The sequence below is a fragment of the Desulfitobacterium sp. genome (genome assembly GCF_034927245.1).
GTDB lineage: Bacteria > Bacillota > Desulfitobacteriia > Desulfitobacteriales > Desulfitobacteriaceae > Desulfitobacterium_A.
This window is the reverse complement of the sequence record NZ_JAYFQK010000059.1, coordinates 39,077-64,219: the sequence shown is the minus strand read 5'-3', so window position 1 is coordinate 64,219 and position 25,143 is coordinate 39,077. Positions and strand designations below refer to the sequence as shown.

General features: G+C 41.9%; 26 protein-coding genes and 1 other RNA gene. 23 read left to right on the top strand and 4 right to left on the bottom strand.

Features of this window, described 5'->3' with window-relative positions; translation table 11 throughout:
- Positions 1–277 precede the first annotated feature (277 nt).
- Positions 278–1,111: a YitT family protein gene (locus VB077_RS14540; RefSeq protein ID WP_323415979.1), complete on the top strand. Its 834-nt coding sequence runs from the start codon at positions 278–280 to the stop codon at positions 1,109–1,111.
- Between the two features lie 32 nt (positions 1,112–1,143).
- The gene (locus VB077_RS14535; RefSeq protein ID WP_323415977.1) at positions 1,144–2,136 is read left to right on the top strand and encodes a hypothetical protein; all 993 of its coding nucleotides are present in this window, start codon (positions 1,144–1,146) and stop codon (positions 2,134–2,136) included.
- 34 nt (positions 2,137–2,170) lie between these two features.
- On the opposite strand, the gene VB077_RS14530 is transcribed toward VB077_RS14535, so the two are convergent.
- On the bottom strand, positions 2,171–2,965 hold the full coding sequence (locus tag VB077_RS14530) for a polysaccharide deacetylase family protein (RefSeq protein WP_323415976.1): 795 nt from the start codon (positions 2,963–2,965) through the stop codon (positions 2,171–2,173).
- A gap of 262 nt (positions 2,966–3,227) precedes the next feature.
- Here VB077_RS14530 and VB077_RS14525 point away from each other — a divergent pair, with 262 nt between their 5' ends.
- The 17 genes from VB077_RS14525 to lgt all read left to right on the top strand — a co-directional run bounded on the left by VB077_RS14525 (position 3,228) and on the right by lgt (position 20,599).
- Positions 3,228–4,487 (top strand): tetratricopeptide repeat protein, encoded by a 1,260-nt coding sequence (locus VB077_RS14525; RefSeq protein WP_323415975.1) that lies wholly within the window; start codon positions 3,228–3,230, stop codon positions 4,485–4,487.
- A gap of 124 nt (positions 4,488–4,611) precedes the next feature.
- A complete protein-coding gene (locus tag VB077_RS14520) occupies positions 4,612–5,142 on the top strand; it encodes a hypothetical protein (protein ID WP_323415974.1) in 531 nt (176 codons plus the stop codon).
- Positions 5,143–5,676, top strand: a complete 534-nt coding sequence (gene cobO, locus VB077_RS14515; protein ID WP_323415973.1) for a cob(I)yrinic acid a,c-diamide adenosyltransferase — start codon at positions 5,143–5,145, stop codon at positions 5,674–5,676.
- Between the two features lie 32 nt (positions 5,677–5,708).
- Positions 5,709–7,037: a type I glutamate--ammonia ligase gene (gene glnA, locus VB077_RS14510; RefSeq protein ID WP_323415972.1), complete on the top strand. Its 1,329-nt coding sequence runs from the start codon at positions 5,709–5,711 to the stop codon at positions 7,035–7,037.
- Positions 7,038–7,284: 247 nt separating this feature from the next.
- Positions 7,285–7,416: a hypothetical protein gene (locus VB077_RS14505; RefSeq protein WP_323415971.1), complete on the top strand. Its 132-nt coding sequence runs from the start codon at positions 7,285–7,287 to the stop codon at positions 7,414–7,416.
- Positions 7,417–7,614: 198 nt separating this feature from the next.
- Entirely contained in the window at positions 7,615–9,516 is a 1,902-nt protein-coding gene (locus VB077_RS14500; RefSeq protein ID WP_323415970.1) for a PrkA family serine protein kinase, read from the top strand.
- A 17-nt stretch (positions 9,517–9,533) separates the two neighbouring features.
- A complete protein-coding gene (yhbH, locus tag VB077_RS14495) occupies positions 9,534–10,670 on the top strand; it encodes a sporulation protein YhbH (protein WP_323415969.1) in 1,137 nt (378 codons plus the stop codon).
- A 47-nt stretch (positions 10,671–10,717) separates the two neighbouring features.
- Positions 10,718–12,067 carry a SpoVR family protein gene (locus VB077_RS14490; RefSeq protein WP_323415968.1) on the top strand — a complete coding sequence of 450 codons (1,350 nt, stop codon included), beginning with the start codon at positions 10,718–10,720 and terminating at the stop codon, positions 12,065–12,067.
- 113 nt (positions 12,068–12,180) lie between these two features.
- Positions 12,181–12,792 (top strand): DedA family protein, encoded by a 612-nt coding sequence (locus VB077_RS14485; RefSeq protein WP_323415967.1) that lies wholly within the window; start codon positions 12,181–12,183, stop codon positions 12,790–12,792.
- A gap of 57 nt (positions 12,793–12,849) precedes the next feature.
- Positions 12,850–13,467 carry a DedA family protein gene (locus tag VB077_RS14480; protein ID WP_323415966.1) on the top strand — a complete coding sequence of 206 codons (618 nt, stop codon included), beginning with the start codon at positions 12,850–12,852 and terminating at the stop codon, positions 13,465–13,467.
- A 143-nt stretch (positions 13,468–13,610) separates the two neighbouring features.
- Entirely contained in the window at positions 13,611–14,069 is a 459-nt protein-coding gene (locus VB077_RS14475) for a peptidylprolyl isomerase (RefSeq protein WP_416337069.1), read from the top strand.
- Positions 14,070–14,215: 146 nt separating this feature from the next.
- Positions 14,216–15,091 (top strand): selenium metabolism-associated LysR family transcriptional regulator, encoded by an 876-nt coding sequence (locus VB077_RS14470; RefSeq protein WP_323415964.1) that lies wholly within the window; start codon positions 14,216–14,218, stop codon positions 15,089–15,091.
- Between the two features lie 15 nt (positions 15,092–15,106).
- Positions 15,107–16,081 (top strand): DnaA ATPase domain-containing protein, encoded by a 975-nt coding sequence (locus tag VB077_RS14465; protein ID WP_323415963.1) that lies wholly within the window; start codon positions 15,107–15,109, stop codon positions 16,079–16,081.
- A gap of 11 nt (positions 16,082–16,092) precedes the next feature.
- Positions 16,093–17,064, top strand: a complete 972-nt coding sequence (pfkA, locus tag VB077_RS14460; RefSeq protein ID WP_323415962.1) for a 6-phosphofructokinase — start codon at positions 16,093–16,095, stop codon at positions 17,062–17,064.
- A gap of 71 nt (positions 17,065–17,135) precedes the next feature.
- Positions 17,136–19,235: an ATPase gene (locus tag VB077_RS14455; protein ID WP_323415961.1), complete on the top strand. Its 2,100-nt coding sequence runs from the start codon at positions 17,136–17,138 to the stop codon at positions 19,233–19,235.
- Positions 19,236–19,513: 278 nt separating this feature from the next.
- Complete coding sequence (locus tag VB077_RS14450; RefSeq protein WP_323415960.1) at positions 19,514–19,717, top strand: hypothetical protein; 204 nt, start codon at positions 19,514–19,516, stop codon at positions 19,715–19,717.
- Between the two features lie 90 nt (positions 19,718–19,807).
- Positions 19,808–20,599 carry a prolipoprotein diacylglyceryl transferase gene (lgt, locus tag VB077_RS14445; protein ID WP_323415959.1) on the top strand — a complete coding sequence of 264 codons (792 nt, stop codon included), beginning with the start codon at positions 19,808–19,810 and terminating at the stop codon, positions 20,597–20,599.
- 51 nt (positions 20,600–20,650) lie between these two features.
- On the opposite strand, the gene VB077_RS14440 is transcribed toward lgt, so the two are convergent.
- Together VB077_RS14440 and VB077_RS14435 are read right to left on the bottom strand one after the other, a co-directional pair.
- Complete coding sequence (locus tag VB077_RS14440) at positions 20,651–21,106, bottom strand: formylmethanofuran dehydrogenase subunit E family protein (RefSeq protein ID WP_323415958.1); 456 nt, start codon at positions 21,104–21,106, stop codon at positions 20,651–20,653.
- A 91-nt stretch (positions 21,107–21,197) separates the two neighbouring features.
- Positions 21,198–21,566: a TIGR04086 family membrane protein gene (locus VB077_RS14435; protein ID WP_323415957.1), complete on the bottom strand. Its 369-nt coding sequence runs from the start codon at positions 21,564–21,566 to the stop codon at positions 21,198–21,200.
- Between the two features lie 132 nt (positions 21,567–21,698).
- Between VB077_RS14435 and panB the strand changes: the two genes are divergently transcribed.
- From panB to VB077_RS14415, 4 genes are all read left to right on the top strand, one after another.
- On the top strand, positions 21,699–22,532 hold the full coding sequence (gene panB, locus VB077_RS14430; protein WP_323415956.1) for a 3-methyl-2-oxobutanoate hydroxymethyltransferase: 834 nt from the start codon (positions 21,699–21,701) through the stop codon (positions 22,530–22,532).
- A gap of 82 nt (positions 22,533–22,614) precedes the next feature.
- Positions 22,615–23,052 carry a helix-turn-helix domain-containing protein gene (locus VB077_RS14425; protein WP_323415955.1) on the top strand — a complete coding sequence of 146 codons (438 nt, stop codon included), beginning with the start codon at positions 22,615–22,617 and terminating at the stop codon, positions 23,050–23,052.
- Positions 23,053–23,105: 53 nt separating this feature from the next.
- Positions 23,106–23,284: non-coding RNA, 6S RNA (ssrS, locus tag VB077_RS14420), on the top strand.
- Positions 23,285–23,363: 79 nt separating this feature from the next.
- Entirely contained in the window at positions 23,364–23,990 is a 627-nt protein-coding gene (locus VB077_RS14415) for a histidine phosphatase family protein (RefSeq protein ID WP_323415954.1), read from the top strand.
- Positions 23,991–24,091: 101 nt separating this feature from the next.
- On the opposite strand, the gene VB077_RS14410 is transcribed toward VB077_RS14415, so the two are convergent.
- Positions 24,092–25,108, bottom strand: coding sequence for a phosphatidylserine/phosphatidylglycerophosphate/cardiolipin synthase family protein (locus tag VB077_RS14410; RefSeq protein WP_323415953.1), 1,017 nt, complete (start codon positions 25,106–25,108; stop codon positions 24,092–24,094).
- Positions 25,109–25,143 lie beyond the last annotated feature (35 nt).

Sequence of the window (25,143 nt, the reverse complement as noted above, 5' to 3'; positions counted from 1 at the left end):
CATATACCTTTAAGAATTAAATCCTGCTTTGACGCAGGGTTTTTTTATACGTATCAGAATGTATATATAGGTTTTTATCGGTTGATAGTATAAGTGCAACCAGCGGCATTGCCTTCGCTTAAGGCTCGGCGAAGCCGGGTTTTCTATATTTGTATAATTTGTATAATTGGTTTGCTTATAGAGATTGTTAAGATTTCACGAGGTCATCATATTTAGATAGGGATGGAGCATTGTGGAAATAGAAAAAGTGAAACATAACCGGAGCCGCTTCGCATTAATGATACTGAAGAGAGTGCTAGGGATATTTATAGGTGCAGTTATCGTTGCTTTGAGCATCAATTCGCTTATTATTCCCAATAAGATAGCAGATGGAGGGGTGACCGGTATTGCGATCATTCTTCATTATCTTTTTAACTGGCCAATCAGTATAACGGTGTTTCTTTTAAACATTCCTCTTTTTATCATCGGCTGGAAATTGGTCGGACGTTCCTTTCTCCTCTATAGTATTTTTGGGGTATCTGCGCTATCCTTAGCTTTAGATATAACGGGAAATATCCCGTGCTTGACAAATGACGCTCTCCTCGCCGCAATTTTTGGCGGGGTTATTTCGGGGATCGGGATGGGGTTTATTTTTCGTTCACGGGGGTCACTTGGCGGAACGGATATTCTTGCCGTTTTTTTCAGCAGGACAACGTCATTTAGTGTCGGCCAGATCCTACTGGGGATTGATGCTGTGATTTTTCTAATAGCAGCGATTCTTTTCCGCCCTGAGATGGCTATGTATGCAGTGATCTATATGTTTATAGCGACTAAGGTTATCGATCTGGTTCAGGAAGGGATGAATCATCTTAAGAGTGTGATCGTTATTACGGAACAGCCTCAAGCGATTGCTCAAGATATCATGGAAAAGTTGGATCGTGGAGTAACCCTTTTCAAGGCATCAGGTGCCTATTCCGGGGAAGATAAGGATGTTATTTATTGCATCATATCTAGGACACAGCTTTCTCAAATCAAGGAGATAATACATAGACGGGATCAGAAGGCTTTTTTAGCTATTTCGGAAGTTCCGGAGGTCGTTGGTGAAGGGTTTTCCTCTTGGAAAGGTCATTGAGATAAGATTATTGAGGGTGGAAGGTAAGTGCCGTGAGAAGAAAAAAGAAGCGAAAGAGCAGGTTCAGGTTCAGAAACAGAGTTAAGATAATATTATTTTTAGCGACATTGGCTTTAGTGATTCTACTCGCTCAGCCGCTTTGGCATGTATTTCAAATCCGTTTTGCCAAGGATTCCTTCGATATGACTAAAATGGCTGATGAAATGACATGGGTTGAAAAGAAAGCACCGTGGCTGGAAAGAATTCCCCTTGTTGAGGACAGTGCCCTTTGGTTGTCCTTAAATCAAGGTGAAACAGCAGCAGATGAAGACCTTCTGGAACATAAGGATGATAAACATCGTTTCTGGCTACTTCAACTAAAACTGAAAAATGGACAACTGACGGAAGCAACTCAAATTCTTCCTACGATCTCATCGGCTACGACTCGATCTTTGGCCCAGGGCTTAATCGATATGGTACAGGGAGAATACGAAAGCGCTTTGAACAACCTTAATGCGGTTTCCGAACTTAAGATGACCAAGGAGGAAAAGGTCTCAAGAAGATTAGCGGTTAGCCGTTGTTTGCTTGCGCAAGGAGATGAGCAGGGGGCGGAAAGTGAATGGAAGAAAGCCAAAGAATTGGCCCCTGCTCATCCCTTAGTCATTGAGGAAGAATTTGATCTGGCGTTAGTCAAAGCAGAGTGGAGTGAAGCAGAAGACCTCTTGCTTCAAATGGAACAATGGCCGGGAAATGACGATAATCTGGATTTACAGACTAAAAAAGGATTGTTGTATTTAACTTTAGGACAAAGCGCGCAGTGGGAAGACGTTTTGGAAAAACTGAATCAATCAAGTAAAGGAAAGTTTTACCGGACGTATTTGCTGGGTGTGCAGAAATACCAAAAAGGAGAATGGAAAGCAGCCCAAGCCTTATTGGAGGAAGCTTTGAAAGGGGAGCTTTCCCCGGCTGTCTCTAAAGATGCAAATCAAGCGTTAACACAATTAAACGAACGGTTGGCTGCGGAAAAAGTACTTCAAAAATACTAGGTCTTCGGATAAGTCAACTAAACGTAAGTTCCCTTTACTGCTGAACAGGTGTTTTTTCCGGGGAAGTAAGATTGCTTTCCGGAGGCCAAGTGGTTGAAGCATTCTTTAATAACTCGCTCACGGGAACAAGCTCATAATTCTTGCTTTTTAATCGATCGATCACGACGGGAAGGGCTTTGATGGTATCGGGAGCGGAGTCTGAAGCGTGGAATAAAATGATATCACCCGGTTGGGCACCGTGACCGTTGCGAATACCATTCATAACATTGTTGATCACAGCTTCGGGACCGGGCCGCTTCCAGTCTAAGGAATCGACGCTCCATTGGATTACTCGATACCCAAGCTTTTGAGAAACACCGATGACTTTATTATCGTAGGCTCCATTAGGCGGCCTTAATAGGGAAATTTTCTGACCGGATATTCGCTCCAAGACTTCTTGGGAAGTTAGAATCTCTTTTTCCAATTCTCCCGGACTAAGTGTATTCAAGTCTACATGCCGATTCCCATGGGAAGCAATTTCGTGTCCATCAGCAACCATTCGTTTTATGAGATCCTCATGCTTACTTGCCCAAGGGCTTGATAAAAAGAAGGTCGCCCGGATTCCCTTTTCTTTAAGAATATCGAGTATGGGTTCTGCCGTTTGTTCACCCCAGCTGATATCAAATGTGAGTCCAATCTGTTGAGTCGTAACTTGCGCCGAATAGATTGGTTTGAGTTTACCGGAGAAAACGGATATAACATTATCACGATAGGTAACTAATACGACGAGAAAAATGCCCCAAAGGATGACATTTCTCCAGGATGGCTTTTTAAAAATTATAAAACGCATCCAAATCCCTCCTTCATATAAAAGATATTCAGAAGGAATATTGAACATGAGCATAAAATAAAAACATTGCTTGAGCGATGCTTTTTAATTTTACCGTCAGAAAGATAACTTCGTTGCATACTTTCTTCCGGCATAAGTGCAACCAACGACTTCGCCTTTCTCGATGCGTGTTTAAAAGGCACGGCGAAGCCAGGTTTTCTTTATCGGTTCGCGCCAAAAATCACCCTTGCGCATATGATGGAGCAAACGCGGAGGGGATATTATGGATGATGATATTATAAGAGATTGGCATGTGCTCATGGAAAAGGGAACAGCCTTTTTAGGTAAAGGCCAATATACCGAAGCTGAAATGTTTTATCTTCAAAGCTTAAAGCTGGCTAAACGATTATCTGAACCCGTAATCTTTGCATTTAATCTCCGCTTGCTTTCTACATCTCGAATTAAACAAGGAAAAGTGGTGCAGGCTAAACGAGGATTTAAGGAAGCCTTAAAAATATGTCAAAGGCTCCAAAACTACAAGGGCATGTCTGAAGCCATGGCCGGATTAGCCAGCGTAGCTGAAGTCCAAGATAAAATGGAGGAGGCAGCCTCTTGGTATGAACAAGCGATCGAAGTGTACCCAGTGACTTCACCCCGTCTGCGGTTGAGCATGTTATTGAGTGACTTAGGGCAAGTTTATACCATGGTTGAGAATTGGGACAAGGCCCAATCCGCATTTGAGAAGGCGAAAGAATTGTGTCATAGCTATGGTTACCTAAAAGGAGAAGGAGAACTAAATATCCTTCTTGCAGAAGTTCTATACCGTCAAAACAGAGTTCAGGATGCTCGCACGAAATTGCTTAGGGCGTGCAGAACATTTGTAGAAATAAATGACGAAGAGTCTTTGGTTAACGCGATCCAATATATGGCTTTTATCAATTTTGAAGAAGGAAAATTGGTATATGCCCGAGAATCGTGGCAACGTGTTCTTGTTCTCTATTTGCGGCATCAGCAATGGAAAGATGCCTCAGAAAGTGCCTATTTTATAGCAAAGATATTGGAAGATTTAAAAGAACTCGGGGAGGCTGTTTATTACCTAAAACTATCGATCCAAGTTGATCATCGCGAGGACTTGGGGCTGGGGATTCGCTATCAATATTTAGGTCAGCTTCAAGTCCGCATGAAAGACTATCGAGCAGCGTATGCAGATTTTAAAAAGGCTGCAGCAATTTTTGAGAAATATGGGGAACAGCAAAAGTTAGGAGAAACGTATGAGAAAATGGCCTTGTGCTTGGAAAAGGTCGGGGATATGAAAGAGGCACAAGTCTGCCATGCAAAGGCGCAATCGTGCCTTCAAGATCATTATGGTATTTCTCTAAGTACGTATCAACGTTTAGCCGAGTATTTCGAAAATCAACGAAGCAATATAAATGCCCTCCAATATTATTGGCAGTCTTTAAAAATTGCTCAGGATCTCGGAATTGAAACATTAACAATTGAGCAAGCCATTCAACGCCTTTCGAGGAAAATCCGTAAAAAATGAGACTATGCATGAGGACAACATTTAGTGATAGTCTATGAATTAGCAATAATTTCATGTAAAATAGAAAATAAGCGAATGGGGTTGGGAGGACTTTAGAAGGAGAGATAAGGGAGGGGGCCTGAGCATGAACCAAGATGATTTTTTGGTGCTTGAGTGTTTAGATGATATTTACCTTGCGTTAGAGAAATCACTGAAAAAGATTCAGCCGGTACGCTCGATTCATCGACTCAAATTAGAGTACTGGGCGGAAGAAATTCGTAATCATAGAAGAATTCTTGAGGAAATTTCCCTTCCGGCTCGGCTCGTTGTTGAGCATTTGATGAGTATCCAACTCATAACCGGCCAGGTTGCTTTGGAAGTGGGACAATTGAGTCAGGGTTTTTCAAGTATTCGTGGGATAAATATCGAGCAATTTGGAATAATCAAGATAAAGTTCGGAGAGTTGGAAGTCTCTTGGCGTGATGATGATTATTCCTATTATTTTTATCCGGATAAAGTCGAATTAAGAGCAAAAGATGAAAAATCAGGGATAAAGCTCTTTTTTTCTATTGCTTTTACAAGACAAGCTGTTGAAAAATATCCGGAATTGCTTCTCTCTCCTCAAGTTGCCTATATCCATCCTCAACTTGAAAAATGGGTAAAGAAGGTGGAATAATTGCCGAAACTTGATCAAGGTTTAGTCCAGATCTATACTGGGCCCAGCAAAGGAAAAACTACCGCCGCACTTGGTTTAGCCGTCCGTGCCGTAGGACACGGTTTTCATGTCTATATCATACAATTTATGAAAGGCGCCGATAATTATGGAGAACTCACGGGAATCCAACGTTTAGCGCCTGAATGCCGTCTCGAACATTTCGGGACCGGACAGTGGGTACATAAAGGAAAGGCAAGACAAGAAGATATTGAAGAAGCTCAGAAGGCCTTGCGATGTGCCCGAGAAATCATGCGTTCCGGTCAATGGGATATCCTCATATTGGATGAAATCATCAATGCGATTTGGTTTGAATTACTTGCGGAAGATGAGGTTTTGAAATTCATCGAAGAAAAACCCGCACAGGTTGAATTGATTTTGACCGGGAGAAATGCCTCCGAACGTTTAATAGAAAAAGCAAACCTGGTAACGGAAATGGTACAAATCAAACATCCTTATGAACAGGGGATCAATGCGCGAAAAGGAATTGAATACTAGATAATTGTGTACTGAAAAAGGAGTGAGCCTGAATGAGCTTAACTAAAGAAGATGTCTTACGCGAAGCGAGTGAAAAAGGTGTTCAATCGATTCGCCTTCAATTCACGGATATTTTTGGAGTTCTGAAGAATGTGGCGATTACGATTGAGCAATTAGAAAAAGCCCTAGACGGAGAGCTTATGTTCGATGGATCCTCAATTGAAGGGTTCGCCCGGATTGAGGAATCCGATATGTATTTACACCCGGATCCGAATACTTTTGTTGTTTTTCCCTGGCGTTCCGCTGATGGGGGAGTCGCTCGGCTCATTTGTGACGTCTATAATGCGGATAATACACCCTTTGAGGGCTGCCCGCGCTGTACTTTAAAAAAGGTGATTGCCGAGGCTCAATCCATGGGCTATCTTTGCAATGTCGGTCCGGAACTGGAGTTTTTCCTGTTCCAAACTGATGCCGAGGGACGAGCAACAACGATCACCCAGGATAAAGCGGGGTACTTTGATATATCGCCTGTTGATCGCGGGGAAGAAGCACGGCGGGATATGGTTTTAGCATTAGAATCGATGGGTTTTGAAATTGAAGCTTCGCATCATGAAGTCGCCCCGGGTCAACATGAAATTGATTTTAAGTATTCCGATGCGCTGGATATCGCTGATAAAATCGCAACTTTTCGTTTAGTAGTGCGTACGATTGCCCAAAGACACGGTTTGCATGCTACCTTTATGCCTAAGCCTATTTTTGGGATTGCCGGCTCCGGAATGCATACCAATCAATCCTTGTTTAGGGACGGACGAAATGCGTTTTTCGATCCGAATGGGAATATGCAATTATCGGAGGAAGCGTTCCACTACATCGCAGGACTTCTGCATCACGCTCGCTCTTTCGCAGCCATTACAAATCCGACAATTAATTCCTATAAAAGGCTTGTTCCCGGCTACGAGGCACCTTGTTATATTGCTTGGTCAGGAAGAAATAGAAGCCCGCTGATTCGAATTCCTGCGAAACGCGGACCTTCAACACGGATAGAATTAAGAAGCCCAGACCCTTCGAGCAATCCTTATCTTGCTATTGCAGTTCAACTTAAAGCAGGCCTTGACGGAATAAAAAACCGGATGGTTCCACCCGCTTCTGTCGATCTTAACATCTATGAGCTCAGTGCCGAACAACGTAGAAACCATGGTATTGCGTCCCTACCTGAAAGCCTTTTGGATGCTTTACACGAGCTGGCCAAGGATCCGGTAATTCAGGAAGCATTGGGCCCTCATATTTATAGCCGCTATATAGAGGCGAAAATGAAAGAGTGGGAAAGGTTCAGCGTTACCGTTCATCCTTGGGAAATTGATGAATACCTTCAAATGTATTAACTATAAATACACGAATAAAGGGGAGGAGCTTGCATTTTTGCAGGCTCCTAATCAATGGTAGAAAATATTTTGAATTTTTTAAAATTTCAGGGTAGACTTATTTCGAAAGGTGTGATATCATAATAATCATAAAAGAACTAAAATTCACATTCACATAAGGGCGGTGGCGAGAATGTTAGCAATGTCAAAAGAGCACAGTTTAACGTCAATGAGGAAACCTAACCGTTTTGTGGTAGGAGATAGAGTAATGACGAGTAACTGCCGTTTAGGGACTATTGTACGTGTTGATAAAGATGAGTTGGGAGAGTACTGTGTCGTTGTACTTGATATTGTATCAGGGGAATATGCCTATGATTTTGCGGATTTAGAAAAAATTTAACGATACGATAACTTAATAGGTGATTTTAGCAAAAACCTTTTAGAAGAGATTCTAAAAGGTTTTTTAATTTGATAAGAATAACCACAAGGTAGTTCTTCAACTATTCTAAAATTCAGCAACTTATGTCTCATCTTTTAAACTGAGCATATAATTTAATAATCTGCTAACTTGGTGTGCTGAGAGAAGGAGGTCGACATCATGGAAATTATGGAATGGTTAAAAAATTATAGGAATAGAGAAGCTGCGTTAACGTGGAACGGAACCTTTGCAGATTACTTGGAAATGGTGACGCAGAAACCCCATCTGGCCATGCATTCCCATGCTCGAATCTATGAAATGATTAAGCAGACCGGTATTGAAGAAGTCAATAGTCAAAAGAGCTACTCTTTTTTTAACAAAGAACTTTATGGGCTGGATAAGACGCTTGAACGACTTGTTGAAGAGTACTTTCATTCTGCCGCGAAAAGAATGGATGTACGTAAACGTATTCTTCTTCTCATGGGACCTGTAAGCGGTGGAAAATCAACGATCGTAACAATGCTCAAAAGGGGGTTGGAGGAATTTACGCGTACCGAGCAAGGCGAAGTTTATGCAATTGATGGCTGCCCAATGCATGAAGATCCCTTGCACCTTTTACCGCTTCCCTTAAGAGAGGAATTTAATCACCGTTATGGGATTAAAATTGAAGGCAATCTTTGTCCGGTTTGCCGTCTGCGCGTTGAAGAAGAGTTTCAAGGGCAAGTTGAAAATGTACCCATCAAGAGAATTGTATTTTCAGAAGAGGAACGGGTCGGTATTGGGACGTTTACCCCCTCTGATCCAAAATCTCAGGATATTGCAGACCTAACAGGAAGCATAGATTTTTCGACGATTACGGAATATGGTTCTGAATCCGATCCAAGAGCTTATCGGTTTGATGGGGAATTAAATAAAGCCAATCGAGGGCTCATGGAGTTTCAAGAGATGCTCAAGAGCGACGAGAAATTCTTATGGAATTTACTCAGCTTATCTCAAGAGGGAAATTTCAAAGCCGGCCGCTTTGCCTTAATTTCTGCCGATGAGCTTATTATTGCTCACACCAATGAGAATGAGTATAAATCGTTTATTGCGAATAAGAAAAATGAGGCCCTCCAATCTCGGATCATCGTTATTCCGGTTCCGTATAATTTAAAGGTGAGCGCCGAGGTTAAGATTTACGAGAAATTGATTCGTCAAAGTGATTTGCGTGACGTTCACATTGCACCACACAGTCTATGGACAGCATCGGTCTTTAGTATTCTTTCCCGTCTCAAGCCTTCGAAGAAACAAGGAATGGATCTCGTAAAGAAAATGCGGCTTTATGACGGAGAAGATGTCGAAGGGTTCAATCAAAAGGATATTAAGGATTTATTAAATGAAGGGGAAGAACAAGGGGAAGGCATGAGCGGTGTGGATCCCCGTTATGTTATCAATCGTATTTCAACAGCATTGATTCGAGATCACAAATCCTGCATCAATGCCTTGGATATTTTACGGGCCTTAAAGGACGGCCTCTCACAGCACACTTCAATTACCAAGGAAGAACGCGAGGATCTTATCAATTTTGTTGCCCAAGCCCGTAAAGAATATGATGAGGTTGCCAAAAAAGAAGTTCAAAAAGCCTTTGTCTATGCCTATGAAGAGTCTGCAAAGTCCCTTTTCAATAACTATCTGGATAATGTTGAAGCCTATTGCAATTCAAATAAACTTTACGATCCGATTACAGGGGAGGAAATCGATCCTGATGAGCAGCTCATGCGGAGTATTGAAGAGCAAATTGGCGTATCAGAGAACGCTAAAAAGTCGTTTCGAGAGGAAATCCTGATTCGCATTTCCACCAATGCCCGCAAAGGGAAGGTCTTTCAATACACGTCACATGAACGTTTAAAAGAAGCGATTGAGAAAAAACTTTTTGCCGATTTAAAAGATATCATCAAAGTCACGACTTCAATAACTCACCCTGATCATGAGCAGCTTCGGCGGATCAATGATGTTACAGATCGTTTGATCAATCAGCATGGCTATTGTCCTGTTTGTGCCAATGAAATAGTGAAGTATGTCGGCTCTCTCCTTAACCGTTAAGGGAAGGAGAAGAAGATATGAGTGATGAGATCATTGTTAGCCAGGACGACTGGAGTTTGCATCGCAAGGGATATTTTGACCAAGGCCGTCATAAGGAAAAAGTACGCGAGGCGATCAAGCAACAGCTCGGGGATTTGATTATTGATGAAAGCATTATCCTTAGTGACGGAAAAAAAACCATGAAAATACCGATGCGATCTCTCGAAGAATTTAGGTTTCGATACGATTTTAATAAGAAAAATCATACCGGACAGTCTGACAAAAAAGTATCCCAAGGTGATATCTTAGGGCGTGAAACTTCTAAAAAGCCTGGGGCCGGGAAGGGCCCGGGAGCAGGTGAAGAACCGGGAATAGATATTTATGAAGCAGAAATAACCTATGATGATTTGGCAGCAATCCTTTTTGAAGAGCTATCTCTTCCCAATCTTGATGATAAAAAGCGCCCTTTAATTGCGCATGATAAACCGGAGTTTAATGATATCCGCAAAAAAGGACTCATGGCCAATATTGATAAGAAAAGAACGCTTATTGAAAGCATTAAGCGTCAAGCGCTTGACGGAAAAAAAGAAAACCTGCGGATTATCCCGGATGACTTGCGTTTTAAAACATGGGAAACTCATCCAAATTTCGAGACTAACGCCGTTATCTTTGCTATGATGGATACGTCTGGGTCAATGGGACAGTTTGAAAAGTATATTTCCCGCACCTTCTTTTTTTGGATGGTTCGATTTTTGCGCCAAAAATACGAAAATGTGGAGATGCGCTTTTTAGCTCATCATACTGAAGCAAAGGAAGTTAATGAAGAAGAGTTTTTTACGCGCGGTGAAAGCGGAGGTACACGTTGTTCATCCGTATATCAATTAGCACTTGAAATCATTGAGCGTGAGTACCCACCTGAACACTATAATATCTATCCTATTCATTTTACGGATGGGGACAATATTGGCTCTGATAACTCAAGAGCCCTAAATCTTATGCAAAGGCTTGTGGCAGTGAGCCAAGTTGTCGGGTATGGTGAAATTTTGCGTACTCATTATTCAAGTACCTTAATATCAACGTTAAAACGTATTACAGATCCCAAACTCAGACTTGTGACGATTCGCGATCGTAATGAAGTCTATGGAGCACTGAAAACGGTTTTTTCCGAGGGTTAATCATCAAAAGCTTCAATTTTGAAAAGCTTCAATCTTGGGGGTGAATCATGAGGCGGGAAATAAAAGAATTGGGTGTCTATGCCCAAGAAATTGCGGTGATTGCCAGAAATTTAGGTTTGAATTTTTATCCGGTTCATTTTGAAGTATGCCCTGCTGAGGCACTCTATACCTTTGGAGCTTATGGTATGCCTGTGCGTTTTACGCATTGGAGTTTTGGTAAAGCATTTTACCGTCTAAAAATGCAGTATGATTTAAACTTAAGCCGGATATATGAACTTGTCATCAATTCCAATCCTTCATATGCCTTTTTGCTTGAGGGAAATAGTTTGACTCAGAATAAATTGGTCATCGGTCATGTCTACGCGCATGTTGATTTTTTTAAAAATAATCATTACTTTAAACGTACTCCGCGGGATATGGTGGATAGAATGGCAGCACACGCCGAACAAATTCGTAAATATGAGCTGACTCATGGTCGAGAGAAAGTTGAACAAGTTTTAGATGCTGTGCTGTCGATTCAAGAGCATGTTGATTTTCGAGCTCATTTAGCGCAAAATAAAGATACCGATCAGAAAATTATTAAGAAAAAGAAACCAACCTCTCCCTATGAAGATCTTTGGGAAGAAGAAGAGTCTCAAGAAAAATCGGAAGAGAAGCAAGGACATGAAGATTTATTGCTCTTTATCATGGAAAATTCCCCGGTACTGGAGGAATGGGAACGTGATATCGTGAGTATGATTCGGGAGGAGTCTCTTTATTTTTTCCCTCAAATCGAGACCAAAATTATCAATGAAGGATGGGCTACATTTTGGCACTCCCGGATTATGCGTGAACTCGATTTAACGGATGAGGAGATAATGGACTTTGCGATAATGCACAGTCAAGTGGTGCAGCCCTCACGCTTATCTCTTAATCCTTATTATTTGGGTGTAAAGATATGGGAATCACTCGCAGAAAAACAGGATATGGAGTTTCTATTTGAAGTTAGAGAGACAGAAAACGATGTGTCCTTTATCCGCAATTATCTTGATCGGGATTTGATGGATAAGTTAAATCTCTTTAGTTTCCGAAAGGTCGGTGCTCATTGGCAAGTTACGGATACAGCATGGGAAAAGGTCCGTAATACCCTCGTTCAGCAATTAGTGAATGGGGGACACCCTAAAATTCTGGCTATAGACGGAGATTATGAGGGTAAGCATATCCTCTATCTAAGACATGCTCATGAAGGAATTGATCTTGATATTGTGTATTTGGAGAGAACTTTACTTCTCGTTCAAAAACTATGGGGCAAAGCTGCAATGTTAGAGACAATGATCGATGGCAAGAAGGTACTTTTTGAATCTAATAACGGATCAGTTTCACGGAAGCAGATTTTACGACATGTTGAGGTTGAATAAGAAGTATTTCAATCATAACGAAGTAAAAGGGGCCGCTACGCTGTGAACAAAATGTTCATCGAGTAACAGCCCTTTCTCTTTTTAATTAAAGAATTGAGAAAAGAGGGAGAAGTTTGGAAAATATAATAACACAACTGGGGCAATTTGTAGTACACTTGATCTCGAGCATGGGATATTTCGGGGTTTTTTGGGCAATGGCTATTGAAAGCGCTTGTATCCCTTTACCGAGCGAGATTATTCTGCCCTTTACAGGGTATATGGTTTTTACGGGGCATTTTCAATTTTGGCCGGCAGTCATTGCAGCTACGGCGGGTAATCTCTTTGGCGGACTTCTGGCCTATTTTGTTGGCTTTTGGGGCGGACGACCCTTTATCAAAAAATACGGACATTACTTCTTTATTAAGGAAAGAGAACTGGCTTGGACTGATCGTTTATTTAGCAGGCATGGAGAAGTCACGGTTCTTATAGGGCGGATTCTTCCCGTTGTTCGTACGTTTATTTCTTTGCCTGCGGGTATTGCCAGAATGAATCCGCTAAAGATGGCTTTTTATACTGTACTTGGTGCTTTCCCTTGGTGTGTAATGTTAATTATTGTCGGAGAAAAGCTCGGCGAAAATTGGAATACATTAAAGCCTCTATTTCATCGTCTTGATTTTATTGTAGGAGTGTTCATTTTAGCGGGACTCTTTTATTTCTTTACTCATCGTAAACGCAATAAACGATAGTTAAAGAATCGGGAAGAATTTCTTTGGGCAAAAAATATTGAGGGGAACTAAAATAATATGCACGGGCTTGAATCCTACTTATTTAGTTTAATCTACCACTATCGTTATCACGGGCTTTTCCTGGTCCTTTCTTTGGGGATGATCGGTCTTCCTGTGCCTGACGAGTTTATTATGGCTTTTAGTGGTTTTCAAACAACAACAGGTCATATGAGTTTTGTGGAGACATTATTTTTTGCCAGTATAGGGAGTTTCGTTGGCATGAATCTAAGCTATTGGATCGGCCGAACGTTGGGAATTCCTTTTCTGCATCGAATTGCGCCTTTCTTTCATTTCGATGAAAATAAGTATACAAGAGTAGAGGGTTGGTTCCGAAAATTTGGAGACAGGCTTATTCTTGTCGGTTATTTTTTCCCGGGATTCAGGCATTTTGTTGCTTACTTCTCCGGAATAAGCAAGCTCAATTATGCTCGCTACAGCTTTTTATCCGGAATTGGTGCCACGCTTTGGTCGTCGACTTTTATTACCCTGGGTCATTTTTTAGGAGTTCATTGGCAGAAGGTTACTTATTTAATTCATCGTTATTTATTGCGCGGGGGGGTTATCCTCGTCCTTATGACAGGCATTGTTTATCTCTACGTAAATTATCGAAATAAGACAAAGATGACAAAGTCATAATTCTGCTTCTTAGAATACATTATTCTCTCGGAAAAGTGGTAAAAGAAGAATAAAGTGGTTATAATCATATTGAATTAGTTTGAGGAGGGATCGTTTTGACAACTCAGGATGTAAATGCGACAAAGCCAATCGTTACGATTGAAATGGAAAATGGAGAGAAAATAAAGATTGAACTCTATCCGGAGATTGCTCCCGAAACCGTTAAGAACTTTGTTTCCTTAGTCAAAAAAGGATTCTATGATGGGGTAATTTTTCACCGCGTCATTCCGGGTTTTATGATCCAAGGCGGAGATCCTTCAGGCAATGGTACGGGTGGACCGGGGTATAGCATTAGAGGTGAGTTTACCGCGAATGGCTTTGAGAACAACCTTAAGCATGATCGTGGTGTAATATCAATGGCTAGAACCGCTAATCCTAATTCGGCAGGATCTCAATTCTTCATCATGGCTGAAAATTCTCCGCATCTCGACGGGCAATATGCTTCCTTTGGAAAAGTGCTTGAAGGGATGGAAGAGGTCGATCGCATTGTGAGTGTAAAGCGCGATTATCGAGATAAACCCAGCGAAGATCAACGGATGAGTAAAGTTACTGTGGAAGAATAGACTTTAATTCAAAAACGAAGTAAAAAGAAGGGATTTTAGCCCCTTCTTTTTAGTACTACGGAGTATAAGTATTTCTGCAGATAAACTCGAAGTGCAGCCTGCGGTTCAGAAAATAGGGTTGAAATTGATCCGCCTGGAGGAAAGAAATGTTAGATATCATGCGTATTTTTGTTCAAGTTGTTGAGGAAGGAAGTTATACTATAGTCGCTCGTCACCTGGGGGTAAGTCAACCGGCTATTTCTAATCATATGCGTTCCTTAGAAGAGAAACTTGATGTTAAACTATTTCAAAGGCAAGGTAAAGGTTTTGTTTTAACCCAGGAGGGTGAGGTTTTTTATCATCATGCCAAACGTATCTTGGAAGAGTGGCAGCAACTTAAAGAAAATCTCGAAGAAACTCGAGCAGAGGTGAGCGGCAAAGTTCATATCGGAGCCTCTCATATTCCCGGCGAATATCTATTACCCTATACTTTGGGGATGTTCCAAAAGGAAAATCCAAAGATCAGTTTTAAGCTCAGTATCGGGGATAGTTCGGGAATGGCTGAAAGAGTACTCTCTCAAGAGGTAGATTTTGCAGTGATCGGTTCTAATATCAATACTGATAAACTAGAATCTGTTTTTTGGAGGCCGGATCAGATTAAACTTGTTTTGCCGGTGGATCATCCCTTGAATCTGCTTAAAGTCATTGAAGCTCAGGACCTTCGGGATTATGCGATGGTTTTACGTGAAAACGGTTCGGGCCATCGGCGGGCGATTGAAGAGGCTTTGCTAAAATTGAATCTGCATTTGGATGATTTTACAGTTAGCTTAGAAGCCGACAGTACTGAAACCGTTAAAAATGCGATACGCTCAAGACTGGGATACTCGTTTATATCAATCAATGCGATGCAACCGCCTGATAAGACTTTAGTAGCACGGGATGTCAGAGGCTTGAAAATCACCAGAGGATTTTATCTGATCACGCGACGTGATAAAGTTTTGAGCAGGCCTGCTCGGCTTTGCTATGAGTTCTTAAAAAATTAAGGGAGGAGTTCAGTTTTGGAACTGTTTATCTCCTGCTTTAACCGTTTGGCAGCGGATACACTGCGAAACTATGCTGTGGATCTGGCCCAGCCCGTAACCCTGATCTATGGGCCCGCGGGGGTTGGCAAAACTGAGCTGCTGAGAAAAATATATCATCAGTCTAAAAAACCACAGGTATTGTTAATCGATGCTTTGACTTTTAGCCAGAATTATGCTTTAGCTGCGCAGGAGGGTTCTTTAAATGACTTCCGTCAGCATGTAAGAAGCCATAAACTGATCCTCTTGGACCGTGTTGAAATCCTTAAGGGGAAAAAGAAGACGCTTGAGGAACTTCTTCATACCCTTGATGCTTTGGTTAGCCATGGCGGAAAGCTTGTCGTAAGTTTTCAGGGAGAGCCTCACCAGTTAAGTTATTTGGGCCCGAAATTGTCGTCCCGTTTCTTGGGAGGAATGACACTTCCGATTAATGCGCCAACACATAATGAATTAGCGGATTATGCGAACCGATATGCCCGTTCTCGTTTTTTGATTCTACCGGAGCCAATCCTTCAGAGTATTGCAGACCGGACTTTGAATTTGCGTGAAGTTCAGGAAGTGATCCGTGATTTTGAAGTATATTTAAATAACGATGCGGAAAAGATGATCGATGAACCGACTATGGCATGCTGGGAAAGCTTTTTACAGGATAGAATGAAAAGCAAAGAAGAGGAATTGACACCCGACAATATCCTTCGGATCATTAGTGAATTAACAGGTGTATTAGCTAAGGATATTCGGGGGAATTCTCGTTCTTCGGCTCCGTTGGCGGCTCGAAGGTTCGCTGTTTATGCCCTCCGCAATCTATATGGTTGGTCATATCCTCAATTGGGTGAATACTTCGGGAAGTCACATAGTGTAATGATGAAATCTTCTAAAGTGTTTGAGGAAACGATACAGAAGGATCAAAAATGGAAAAGCAAGTTTGAAATTTTACAGGGATATTTCGATTAAGGGGTGATTTCTTGAAGGGTGAAGTTAACAATATCGCTGTTTTAACGAGCGGAGGAGATGCTCCCGGAATGAATGCCGCGATCCGAGCCGTCGTACGAAAGGGTATTTATCATGGTCTGAAGGTATTTGGAATCGAGAGAGGTTATGAAGGATTAATCCATGGCATGTTTCGTGAAGCGAGCCTGGGTACAGTAGCTGACATTGTGCACCGCGGGGGAACCATGTTGATGACGGCACGCTCTGAGGAAATGCTAACCCCCGAAGGCCAGAAGAAAGCGGCTGAACAATTGGACATTCACGGTATTGATGGTTTGGTAGTTATCGGCGGTGACGGCTCTTTTAGGGGTGCACAGACTCTATCGGCACAGGGTGTCCCGGTGATTGGCATTCCGGCTACGATTGACAACGATATACCGGGAACGGATTTGACGATTGGCTTTGATACAGCTTTAAATACAGTCATTGAGGCTGTGAGCAAAATCCGAGATACCGCTACTTCCCATGAACGCACCTTCCTTGTTGAAGTGATGGGGAGAAAATCAGGAAGTATCGCCCTTCAAGCCGGGCTTGCTTGTGGAGCGGAATCTATTATTGTTCCGGAAATCAAAGTGGATTTGGATGAGGTGAGTGCCAGGCTTCTGCGCGGACATCAGCGCGGCAAAAACCATAGTATTATCATTGTGGCCGAAGGAGCGGGCAGTGCTTATCAAATCGGGGAAGAACTCCGTCGAAAAACGGGTTTTGATACACGGGTGACCATTCTTGGTCATATACAACGTGGAGGAAATCCGACAGCGCTAGATGTTGTTACAGCTTCGGAAATGGGTTCACTGGCGGTGGAACTTTTGCGGGCGGGAAAAAGTGATCAAATGACGGCCCGAGTTCATCAAGAAGTTATTGGATTGCCTTTGGAAGTTGCCTATGGACCTCGAAAACCTTTTAATCGGGCATTATATGATTTAGCCAGTCAATTAGCTATTTAATTAACTATTTAGTGTAGATGAAGGAATTCGGTGCGATAAAGTCGAATTCATGTTCCTAAGAGGTGAGACGCTTGAAGCGTATTTTTGCTCTGGACATAGGCACAAGAATGGTAATGGGTTTAGTAATGGTCAAAGAGGATGAAGGATACAGAATTTTAGCGAGTGCTCAAACCGAGCACCGGCAAAGAGCCATGTATGACGGACAGATCCATGATATTGAAGAAGTGGCCCGCGCTGTATTGAAAATAAAAGCAGAACTGGAAGAGAAAATTAATGAACCTTTATCATCGGTCTCTGTTGCGGCAGCCGGAAGGACTCTTAAAACAGTAGTCACATCATATGAACGGCGTGAGCTATTCCCAGTGGTGTGGGAGCGGGAAAATGTTGTAAGTCTAGAAATGGAGGCTGTCCAAAAAGCCCTGCGTGAGATTGATGGTCTTGAAGAAATGGGAGCTTATCATTGTGTAGGGTATTCAACGATTGAGAACTTATTAGAAGGGCAAAAGATCTCAAATTTAGTCGGACAGCGCGGCAAGACAGCAGAGATAAAAGTGATCACGACTTTTCTTCCGAGGACGGTTGTTGATGGATTATTAACCGTTATCCAGCGGGCAGGTCTTAAAATGGAGAGCTTGACCTTAGAACCGATTGCCGCCGGACAAGCTGTAATTCCACAAGATATGCGCCGTATGAATTTGGCATTGGTAGATATCGGAGCCGGCACCGCTGACGTTGCGCTGACGAAGCAGGGGACATTTTATGCCTATGGGATGGTTCCCATGGCAGGTGATGAGATAACCGAACAGCTTTGTCAGAATTATTTGCTTGATTTCCAAATGGGAGAAATTCTTAAACGTAATTTAGCAGATAGTGAAAAGCTTAATTTTACAAACTTTCTGGGCGAAAAAACGGAGCTAACCCAAAATGAAGTTCTGGACTGTATTTCTCCTGTTGTTAATGAATTAGCAACTAAAATTGTTGAAGAAATTATGAGATTGAATGAGACTGTTCCCCAAGCCGTTATTCTGATTGGAGGGGGAAGCTTAACGCCTTTATTGCGTGAAATGATTGCCGAAAAGATTAAATTGCCTCTCGGCAGGGTCGGAATACAGGTTCGCGAGAGAATTGAACGCGTCTTTGGGGAGCAAGGGGTCAAAGGCCCTGATGTTATTACTCCGATTGGTATTGGAATCTCAGCTTTGGAGGAATTGGGCCTTCGCTATTATCAAGTAAGAGTAAACAATGCGCTGATTTCAATTTTAGAGCTGCAACAGACAACGGTGGCAGATGCATTATTATACGCGGGAACTATCCCTCGGACACTTTTGGGAAGACCGGGAGCGGCATTAACCTTTGAAGTGAATAACGAAGTAAAGCTGGTGAAGGGTACATTAGGAGAACCTGCTCAGTATTTTGTCAATGAACAACGAGTGAGTTTAGATTATATTATCGCCCCGGACGATCAGATTACGTTTATTCCAGGAGTCCCTGGTAAAGACGCCGCTATTTGTTTAAAAGATATTGCCACAGATTATGAATTGAAAAATATTATCGTGAATGAAGAACCATTGGTCTTCGCTCCTCATTTTTACGTAAACGGCCAAGAGCTTCCTGCAGATAGTAAGGTTATCGATGGCTGGAAAGTTGAATATCATCCCAATCAAACCTTATCAGATCTTCTAAGAGAATTAGGAATACCTTCTGAAAATTCGTATCATGTCCATTTTAAGGTGAGTGGTCAGGAGCAAGACTATCGGGCAGAACGGGAAATCTTCATCAATGGCCGGCTCATCAATGAAGAATCCCTTATTCAAGACCGGGATAAAATCGAAATCCGAGAACCCAAGCTAAAAATTGCGGACTTAGATTTACAGGCAAGTCCTATGGTCTTCCAAATCAATGGTGATGAAATCGAGTTTCCACCCAAGTCATTAAAAATCTATTCCCGGGGACAACTTCTTAAAGCTGAAGACCCTGTGACCGAGGGAATGGATATTCGTCTTGAGGGGTATGAGCACTTACCCATACTTTCGGATATTTTGCCCTATATGACTATGCCGGAACCGAATGGAGCGGGAGAATTCTTAAGAATTAGGGTGAATGGGCAATCCGGCGAGTTTACAACCCCGCTGCATCGAGGGGATCGTATTGAGATCGGCTGGAGTTCCTAACGTGGAGTTCCTTACATTGCCATTTTTGATTTTCACAGTTCTCACTTTGTTACTTTCGGTGTATAATAAGGCGTGCTAATAAAAAACCCCATCAAAGATGGGGAGGGCCTCTGGCCCAGGTGGAAAAGGGTAGAGGAGTATTTGAATTCAGTATAGCCGGTTTATAAATTGTTGACACAGTTTTTCCGCCAACGGTCTTATTTTAGCGGTGAGTGGTTGATTTTGATTCTTGACAATCTACAAATTGTTCCTAAAATTAAAGGGGAGGTGTCATTATTATGAGCATATTTCATTGGATTATCGGTCTGGGTGCAATTGGTGTCTTTATTTTTACGGGCTTTATGGATCATTGGGGTGCTAAGTCAAGATCTTCACATTATTATGAGGAGAAAAAAATTCCGACAGGCAAAGGTTACAGAGCGGCGAACATTCCCGATCCCTCAGAATATGATTCTTTCTTTTCCGGTTTAAATGCACGATAGGGGAGTAACAATACTAAGGCTTGATAAAATATCAAGCCTTTTAGTTATCGGTACATAAAGTACATAAATACGAATTTAAGGGGAGTAATTATGCATCAATATTGGTTTTTTATTGGTGATTTTCCAATCCGAGCTTACGGTACGATTTTTGCTTTAGCCTTTATTTTAGGAGTAGGAGTTACGGTATATTTTGCTAAGGTCGAGGGGAAAAAAGAATGGATTGATCCATTCTTAGATTTAGCGCCTCTGCTCTTAATCGGGGGCATTATTGGTGCCCGCATTTGGCAGGTTTTTTTCTTTGAGTGGGATTATTACAGCCAAAATCCTCAAGAAATTCTCGCTATTTGGCATGGAGGGCTATCCATTCAAGGGGGGGTTGTCGGGGCACTTTTGGTCGGTGCATGGTATCTCTGGAGAAAGAAAATTCCTTTTTGGGAAATGGCAGATTTAGCTGCCCCGGGACTGATTTTAGCCCAAAGCATTGGCCGAGATGCAAACTTAATGAATGGAGATGCTTTCGGAGGTCCGACCGGGGAAAACTTTGGTATACTTTTCCCTGAAGGGACGATTGCCAGGGCGACTTTTGGAAACCAACCACTCTGGCCGGCAGAGGTATGGGAAGGACAGTTTGATATTATTCTTTTTGCCTTGCTGCTTATTCTTAAAACAAGGAATAAAAAATGGCCTTCCGGTTTTATCTTCCTTGTTTATGTAGTCGGGTATAATGCTGTTCGTTTCTTCCTAGAGAATCTGCGAGGGGATAGTCCGCGTTATCTTTTTAATTGGACGGCAGCGCATTGGAGCAGTGCGCTTACTGTTGTTTTAGGTTTAGTCCTTATGGCATGGCGGTTTTGGGTATGCAAAAAGCAAACTTTAAAATAAATAGTAAATGGAACCGCTGCATTGGGCAACAGTCCCATTGTTAAAAGCTGCTTATTCTTTTGTGAGCTCTCCGTGAACCCGTTCAATTGTGCAAAAGTCTTTTTCGGCAGTGGTTAAAATATGCTGGATCATTTCGAGATTTCTATTTTGCTTTTCTCTCGGAGATAGAGTATCAGGGTTAGGGGATTTGAACTGTTCCAGTAGAGCGGAATTTACGGTGATTTTCAGGATTTCTTGGGTGCCTGTGAAATGAAACGAGTAAATGGGTTGGTGTGTATCTTCAATTATTAGTGCTCTGCGGCCGATTGTTGCCTTATTGATGATCTGAAAAGCGTCTAAAGCACAAGAACGGGTCTCAGCCTTAACTAAAAGTTCGGAATCTGATGTTGGGCGGATTCCCATTTCCTTCTGAGCGAGAATAGCAACACGGTAGCCGATAGCGATTCCCGGACAGGTATGTCCATGAAAATCTATCACTTGTTCCCAGGGCGTTTTCTCCACACACATAACTATTCCTCCTCAATTTTCCTCTATTCCTTATTTTAGCGCTTTATCTATGAAAATTAAAGAGAAATCGGAAGTTATGCATTTTTAAGTATTAACGCTTGAGAATAGCACCGATTATCCCGCCAACTGCACCACAGATGAGAGAGATTATGCTTTTCTCAGCAAGTCCGAGCCAAACCGGGGAGCTGGAAGCAAGGATGGCTGATATCAGGAGTAAGAAAATGACAAAGCCGAGGCCAACGGCAAGTCCATAGTAAAGTCCTTTAGATCCTTCTTGATAAGACGTAAGAGCTGCTCCAAAGAAGACACTGATTCCAAAAATGAAATGGAATGATAATCCGGATTCCGGTATTTTTGTAAAGGCAAGTATAAGGCTGAAAAGAAGGGAAAGAACTAATGCAAAGAGGGCAGAAATAAGGATTCCCTTTAGGACAAGGCTGAATTTAAAGGACTTAGGCATATTGGCATTCCTCCTTTGGCTAGTAGAGCCTATGCCTGAAAGTTAGAAAGTATTCTTTTATCCCTTTGTTTTGAATTATGGTATAATAATCCAAGCAGTAAAATTTAATTCACTTAAAGGAGATAGGTTAAAATGAGAAAGACTGTACCTGATTTCTTTAAAATGAAAGATGAACATGAAAGAATTGCCATGTTAACTTCTTATGATTATCCTACGGCACATTGGGCAGAAGAGGCCAACGTGGACATGATCCTTGTCGGTGATTCTTTAGGAATGGTCGTTCTTGGATATGATACAACCGTTCCAGTAACAATGGATGATATGCTCCACCATACAAAAGCAGTGCGCAGGGGAGCACCACAGACCTTTGTCGTAACGGATATGCCTTTTATGAGCTATCCAACTATAGATATAGCCTTAAGTAATGCAGGGCGGCTTATAAAAGAAGGAGGGGCTGATGCGGTTAAGTTAGAAGGCGGGGAAAGCTATGCACCTATCATTAAAGCATTGACACAAGCCGGCATCCCTGTGGTTGGACATATTGGCTTAACCCCGCAAACGGCTAGCCAACTCGGGGGTTTTAAAGTGCAAGGCCGTGATTTTGAAAGTGCAAAACAATTGATGAGAGATGCACATGCCCTGGAAGAAGCGGGGGTTATGGCAATAACTCTTGAAGCAATACCGGCAGAAGTGGCGAGAAGGATAACACAAGAAGTAAACGTGCCAACGATTGGAATCGGTGCGGGAAAAGAATGTGATGGACAAGTCCTCGTTATCCATGACATGCTATCCATGTTTGATCGCTTTAAACCTAAATTTGTAAAGACGTATGGCAATGTTAAACCCATAGCTGTAGAAGGTATTCGTCAATATGTAATCGAGGTTAAGGAACAACGTTTTCCGGGAAGTGAACATGAATTCTCTATTTCAGAGGAAGTTATTGAGAAGCTTTACGGAAAAGACTGATTTGAGCAGGTATCGACAAGCGTGTTAATAATATGACGTACTATTTTCCCTTGGCGAATAAATTCATAGGGGATGATCCATTATGAAATTAAGAGAGAAGACGCATGAGAAATTCATACGTTTTTTTGAGAAAATGTCAAAGTTGCATGAGGGTCAAGAATTTGAACTAGCATATTCGGAAATTCAGCGGGAGACAGGGACAGCGAGTACGACGTTAAAACGTGCTCTTCAATCTCTGGAAGCAGAAGGATGGCTGGAACTTAATCCCGGCCGCAATACTCGTTATGGACGATTTAAGGTTAAGTCAGACCAAGTGTCAACTGAGATGGTTCATAATGCTGAGTCCCCTAATGTACCGGAAGAGATTCCGGCTGAAAAAGCACCGAGTCTGCAAGATGAATTTCAGGATTTATCGTATCAAGTGGAAAGTCTAAGACGGAGGATCCGTACCCAAGAGATGACAATCGCTCTTCTTCAGGAACGTTTGGCAGAGGTTGAGGATAAACTGTATAAAAGATAAAATTACCACCTAATACAACAAGATATTTTTAAATAATCATGTTATAATATAAAAAGAACCTGCGTTGTGCGTAAGATGTTCTTGGTTTTGATCCTATTTATGATTCGGGAACCGGAATGATCTATTGAGTACGTCAAGCCCTTTTTAGGGGGACGGCGGAAAGGCTGATCTAGGTGCCCACCTGCGAGAGCAGGGTCAGAAACCTGGAGTTTTACGGCAAGGCGGGCATGGTAGGGAAGAGTTCCCTACCATTTTTAATTCACTAACCGCTTGATCTAAAGAAGTTTAAAGGATGAGAGTGAGAATAGAGGATGACAAGAGTAATCTTAACCCGCCATGGGGAAACCCAATGGAACATCGAAGGTCGCGTTCAGGGAGCAATGGATTCGCCCTTAACCGCTAATGGAATTTACCAAGCTCGAGTTTTGGCAAAGCGTTTGCTAGACGAGAAAATATCCGTTCTATATTCGAGTGATTTGCCTAGGGCAAGAGCAACGGCCGATGAAATTCGTAAGGTGTTAAATTTACCGGAAGTTAAAGTAGAACCGGCAATGCGGGAGCTGTCCTTTGGGGATTGGGAAGGGCAAGAATGGAATAGGCTCAGAGGTGCTTATCCTGATCTGTTTAAGCTCTGGGAACATAACCCTGATCAGGTTAAAATCCCCGGGGGAGAGAGTATGCAGCATGTTACCGAACGGGCTTGGAGTTTCTTTTTAAGCTTAGCCGATAAGCATCCTGAGCAGACTCTATGTATTGTTACTCATGGGATGACACTCCAACTGCTCATTAAAAGAGCACTGGGCATTCCTATTGAAGATTGGACAAATGTTCCTTGGCAGTATAATACTGCAGTAAATATATTAGATATTACAACTGAGGGAGAAGTTATCCCAGTTCTAATCGCAGATCATAAGCATTTAAATCTTGAGAATAAATAACATTTAATCAGTATGTCAAAAATGGGCTGCTAGCACAAAGAACGATTAAGTTCAAGTGCAGCAGCCCATTAAAGTTTAAATTGAAGTTTAAATGGAGCTTATCAGCTTGTAGTCCCAACTTGCCATTCCGTATTAAACATTTGGACTAATTTCTCTGTGGCAGTAGGAGATGGGACAGTAATGGACATTTCATGATTGATTACAAAGGTGTAGTGAGTCCATCCGGAACTTGAGAAAATAAAGCTTTTGCCATCAAAAATACCAATATTAATACCAAGCGGCTGCCCATTTTTCCGCTGATAGAAGCGAACTTGAACCCCTGCTGCTCTTAGATTTTCCAATACTACCGGGGTGGATTTGGCACTTTCGTCCACAATGACCTTTACATCAAGTCCTTTAGAAGCAGCATCAATCAGCGCTTGCAGCGTCTCCTGATCGGTGAGTTCTGTCAGCAAAGCCCAAATACTTTTATTGCTTGAGGATATCTGTTCCGAAATTTGTTGTTTGATATTTGCATTGGTTGCCGGAGTAATATTATCATCTGCTAGTGTAGTTGTTTCGGGAACATTAAGTTTCAAAGTTGTCGTAAATTCCCAGTCACGATTATAGACATTCGCTAATTTCCAGGCCGTTTTGCCATTGACGATTACGGCCATGTTATCCGCATTCCAGTTTTCAGGGCTCCAGTAATTTGAATAAACAATCGCTTGGCTGGAATCAACAACCATGAGTTTAAGACGGTTATACTGGCCTTTGCGAGCGGGATAGAATTGGGCGGAAACTTGGTTGTTTTTAAATTCTGTTAAGGTTGTTTTATTAGCCGTATGAAATTGATCCATCAAAACACGAACGTCGAGTCCGCTTTTCGATTTAGCAATCAGTAACTGTGCTAATCTCTCATCGGTAAATATACCTTGCTCAACATATATAGATGTTTTGGCATTATTGATGGTTTCAACAGTTTTGTTATATATCTCATCATTGCTTAAGAGCACGGAATCTGCTGATAAATTTGAAACGGGTATGTCTTTCTTTTTAAAGAACTTCGCATAATCAAAAGAGCACCCCGTAAGGACCAAAGTGATACAAACGAAAATTAGAAAATACTTTCTAAGCATATTCATTATCCTTTTCTTTTTCTCAGGGTTTTTAT